Below are 4216 nucleotides of genomic sequence, written 5' to 3' on the forward strand. Positions count from 1 at the left end.
AAGATGCCGTGATGAAATTTCTGGAGAAGCAGGACGTGGCTATCCGCGCGGAGTCATTGGTGGCGAGCCGTTCATACAGCGGTGAGCTGGCTTATTCTTATGGCACAGCGGATGTGGCCGTTGCAGATAACATCATGCAGTGCAATTACGTGCGGATATGGCAGCTGCAACCGGATTTTCAGTGGAAAGTGATTATCGAAATGCTTTTCGAGCGGTAAAATTACTGCTGGGCAAGCGCCCCTTCCTTATTTTTAAGCCAGATTTTTAAGTCGTCGCAGTTGTAATACGCTTCGTTGATGTCGATGTAGGTCGTCTGTCTCCGGTTTTCAAACCACTCGCTGAGCTTGCGGTTGATCTTATCCTGAAGCGCGGCTTCCTTGATTTTGGCGAAATCCTGATCCAGGTTAGCCTGATGGGGGGCAGTGCGCGACTTGAGGTAGGTAAAACGGTAACCGGTTTTGCCGGTCTGGTCGGTAAACTGTGCCGGTCTCGAATACGCGCCCGGCTGCAGCGTGTCTATGGCGGTAAAGACTGCAGCATCCAGCTTATCGGCAGGGATCAGCGTGGTGCGGCTCTGCTGGTTTTCCATGTTCAGCAGCATTCCGCCGTTATATTTCGTCTCCTTATTGTCCGAATGGAGGGTCGCCGCCGTGTAGAAATCCAGCTTATTGGTGACGACCAGGTTGTGGATGCTGTCAATGTCCTTCCTGGCCCGTTCCAGGCTCGCAGCAGTAGGCTTAATCTGGACCAGGATATGCCGCGTGCGTACTTCTTCCCCGCGTCTTTCCAGCACTTCGAGGAAATGGAATCCGAACTCGGATTCGAATACCGGCGACAGCTCCCCGGGTTTAAGGCGGAACGCCACCGCGGAGAATTCCTTTACAAAACCGTCACGCGTATTGAAGCCAAGATCACCACCGTACGGAGCTGATCCCGGGTCCTGCGAATATAACCGGGCAACGGTCGCAAAGTCCGTCCCGTCCGCAACCTGTTTGCGCAGGTCCTCGGCCCGGTCGCGGTATTGCTGTTTTTCTTCACGGGTGAGTTTAGGGTATACCACCAGTTCACCCACTTCCACCTCGGTGTTGAAGTAAGGTAGGCTGTCCTTATCAAGCGACTCAAAATAACGCTTTACTTCCAAAGGTGTTACGTCGATGTCTGCGACGATATTCTGCTGCATTTTGTTTGCCTTCAACTGCTCGTATACGCTTGGGCGCATCTCTTCTTTATATTGGAGCAGCGAGCGGTTAAGGAAACGCTCCAGGCGTTCCTGTCCGCCGGCCTGGCTGGACATATACCGTAACCGGGAGTTAATATTATCATCCACTTCACTTTCTCCCACTTCAATCGAGTCGATCGCAGCCTGCTGTGCCAGCAACTTCTGGGTGAGCTGCTGCTGAAGAATGTAGCATTTGAAGTCTTCATTTGCTTTATTACCCTGCGCCAAGTATTGGGCGTATTGCATCTCTATTTCGGATTGCAGGATAATGTTTGATCCAACAACAGCCGCAACTTCATCAATGACCTGGGACTGGGCTGCTGCAAACCGGGGTGCGCCAAACAGCGCAAACAGCAAGAGAATACCGGTATATTTACTCATCAGTTATATGTTTCTATATTATTTTTCTTACGTGCATCGTCCATAATGAGTTTATGCATCTGGTCGATCAGCTCAATTTTGCGTTTATTCAATATGAGATTCCGGATATTTTCATACTCCAATGCGAGCGGCGACCGGTCATCCCCGAATCTTGAGTCGTGCAAAATTATCAGATATAATTCATTATTTTCAATTATTTCAAAAATTCGGCCGGTTTTGCCATAATCGCCCTCATTGATGCGGGCAAACGGAACGCGATTGGCCAGTTCCGAAGCGTAATGCCAGCCGGTATCCTGCAGCTGGTAATCCAATGCGTATACCGCGCAATACTTCTCCAGCAGGTCCCGGTCTTCAAAATCAGCCGACAGGAACCATCGCTTTACACGATCGAGTTCCGGTGCATCCGGTTTAAGTTTCACGTATGTCATTTTAAAAATCGGCTGCTTCAGCGTAAACAATGCCTCGCGGGCCTTGTAATAGGCCTGGATTTCCCCATCCGTAACCACCGTGTCCAATTTCTGGCTTACCAGTGCCTGTTCATACTCGTAGACGATTAAGCCATTCCGGTATTCCGTTACCTGCCGTTCCAGTCGCTCCGAATTAATATTGACGTTGCGCTGGGCATGATGAAGCAATGCTTGCTGGCGGATCCATTGTTCAATATAGGCATGGGCCAGCTGGATGCTGTCGTTCCCTGTCACACCCGGAGGAACTACGCCCTGCAGGCCTTCGGGATAAAGGTAGGCGTCATACGACCTGGCCACGGGTTGCGACTTTCCCCGGTGGCACGATTCCAGTGCAATGGCCAAAACGGCGGCAAACCCCATCAAAAAACACGTGTTTATTTTTCCCATACCAGCAGGTCGACCTACTTAAACATGGCTAAAATAATGTATTTGAGCATAATAATAAGCCCTTTTAACCATTTTTAACACTTTCCCGTAGCCTGTTTCCCTGTAGCCCGCCCCGGTTGTCGGACAACGGATTCGCTATGAATTAAAATATGATTAATATTTGCAAAATGGTCAGCAGATATCCTATATTTGAAATACCAATTATAAAATCATGTCAAACACACTACCAGCGCTACCCCTTTTGGTTGAGGAGATGGCTTCGGCAAATTCGGAGGATGCTTATGGGAAAGTATTTGCTTTGCTGTTTGCCCCCCTGCTTAAATTCTGTTATGGGATCGTTAAATCGGAAATGGCCGCTGAGGAGATTGCCAGTGACGTTTTATTGATGTTATGGCAGCGTCGGCAGACGCTGACAGCCGTTAATAACGTAAAGCATTATGCCTTTATATCCGCCCGGAATATGGCACTCAATTACGTTAAAAAGCAATCGGGCAAAACGGTGGTCTCCCTGAATGATGTCGATGTGGACATCCAGCTCGGTACAGTCGCCTCACCCGAAGCAATCCTGATACAGGGGGAAATGAAGGCGGGCCTCGAACGGGCCATCGCCAAGCTTCCGAATCAGGCTAAACTGGTTTTTAAACTCGTGAAGGAGGAAGGGTTTTCTTACAAGGAAACCGCAGATATATTGGGAATATCACCCAAAACGGTGGATGCACATTTGGTCAATGCGGTACGCAAACTGGTCCATATCCTTAAACAGGAATTCAACCTGACCTAGTTTTTTTTACGGCACTATACCAACGTTGGCATTGCGTTTTGGCCCACACTATGCTTGTTTTTTTTCCTATTTGTGCGTATGTTTGGTATCTTAACGGTCGCCTTTTCGGGATTGGATAGCATCCGGCAGAAGACCCCACACAGCCGTACGAACGACGTAACTCATGTAGAAAAGCAATATAAATGATGATGACAGATTTAACAGATCGCCGCAAGCTCAGAATGGGCATGGTAGGAGGGGGGCAGGGTGCCTTTATCGGAGAAGTACATCGTATTGCAGCCGCAATGGATGGATGGATCGAGCTGGTGTGCGGCGCGTTCAGTTCGTCCGCCGACCGATCAAAGGCGAGCGGCCGCTCGCTGCTGCTGCCCGATAATCGGGTATACGGCAGCTACCAGGAAATGATCGAGTCGGAAAGCAAGCTTCCGCAGGGCGAGCGCATGGATTTTATCAGCATTGTGACGCCTAATAATGCGCACTTCGGACCCGCAATGATGGCGCTGGAACACGGATTCCACGTCGTGCTGGAAAAACCCATGGCCTTTGATCTCGAAGAAGCCAGGCAGCTGCAGCAAAAAGTGGCCGAAACCGGCTGCTCACTGCTGCTTACGCATACCTATGTGGGCTATCCCATGGTAAAGGAAGCCCGTCACCTGGTCCGCGAAGGAAAACTGGGGAATATCCGAAAGATCTATGTGGAATATCCGCAGGGCTGGCTTAGTAAATTATCCGAAGTCACCGGCAACAAACAGGCCGCGTGGCGCACCGACCCGCAACAGTCGGGGCAAAGCGGCTGCATGGGAGACATTGGTACGCACGCCCTGCACCTCGCCGAATACATTTCCGGCCTGCGGGCAACCCGGCTCTGTGCTTCGCTGCACACATTCGTCGCCGGACGCAAGCTGGACGACGATGGCAACGTATTGCTGCAGTTTGATAACGGCGCAAGTGGCGTGCTGATGGCGTCGCAGGTTGCGGCAG

4 protein-coding genes and 1 pseudogene are annotated in these 4216 nt (G+C 50.5%); 3 read left to right on the plus strand and 2 right to left on the minus strand.

All coding sequences use genetic code 11. The annotated features are described in order from the left end of the window. Positions 1-218 (plus strand): annotated as a pseudogene (locus ABWO75_RS13395) (DUF4440 domain-containing protein); the annotation flags it as partial. 2 nt (positions 219-220) lie between these two features. Here the strand turns inward: ABWO75_RS13395 and ABWO75_RS13400 are convergent. Further along, complete coding sequence (locus tag ABWO75_RS13400) at positions 221-1600, minus strand: peptidylprolyl isomerase (RefSeq protein ID WP_353186348.1); 1380 nt, start codon at positions 1598-1600, stop codon at positions 221-223. Further along, positions 1600-2454: a peptidylprolyl isomerase gene (locus ABWO75_RS13405; protein WP_353186350.1), complete on the minus strand. Its 855-nt coding sequence runs from the start codon at positions 2452-2454 to the stop codon at positions 1600-1602. Before ABWO75_RS13405 ends, ABWO75_RS13400 begins: the two co-directional genes overlap by 1 nt. Positions 2455-2665: 211 nt before the next feature. Here ABWO75_RS13405 and ABWO75_RS13410 point away from each other — a divergent pair, with 211 nt between their 5' ends. Beyond that, positions 2666-3235: an RNA polymerase sigma factor gene (locus tag ABWO75_RS13410; RefSeq protein WP_353186352.1), complete on the plus strand. Its 570-nt coding sequence runs from the start codon at positions 2666-2668 to the stop codon at positions 3233-3235. 182 nt (positions 3236-3417) lie between these two features. Continuing rightward, positions 3418-4216: Gfo/Idh/MocA family protein (locus tag ABWO75_RS13415; protein WP_353186354.1), on the plus strand; the 799-nt coding region annotated here is incomplete at its 3' end.

This window comes from Parapedobacter lycopersici (assembly GCF_040395035.1).
Classification (GTDB): domain Bacteria; phylum Bacteroidota; class Bacteroidia; order Sphingobacteriales; family Sphingobacteriaceae; genus Parapedobacter; species Parapedobacter lycopersici_A.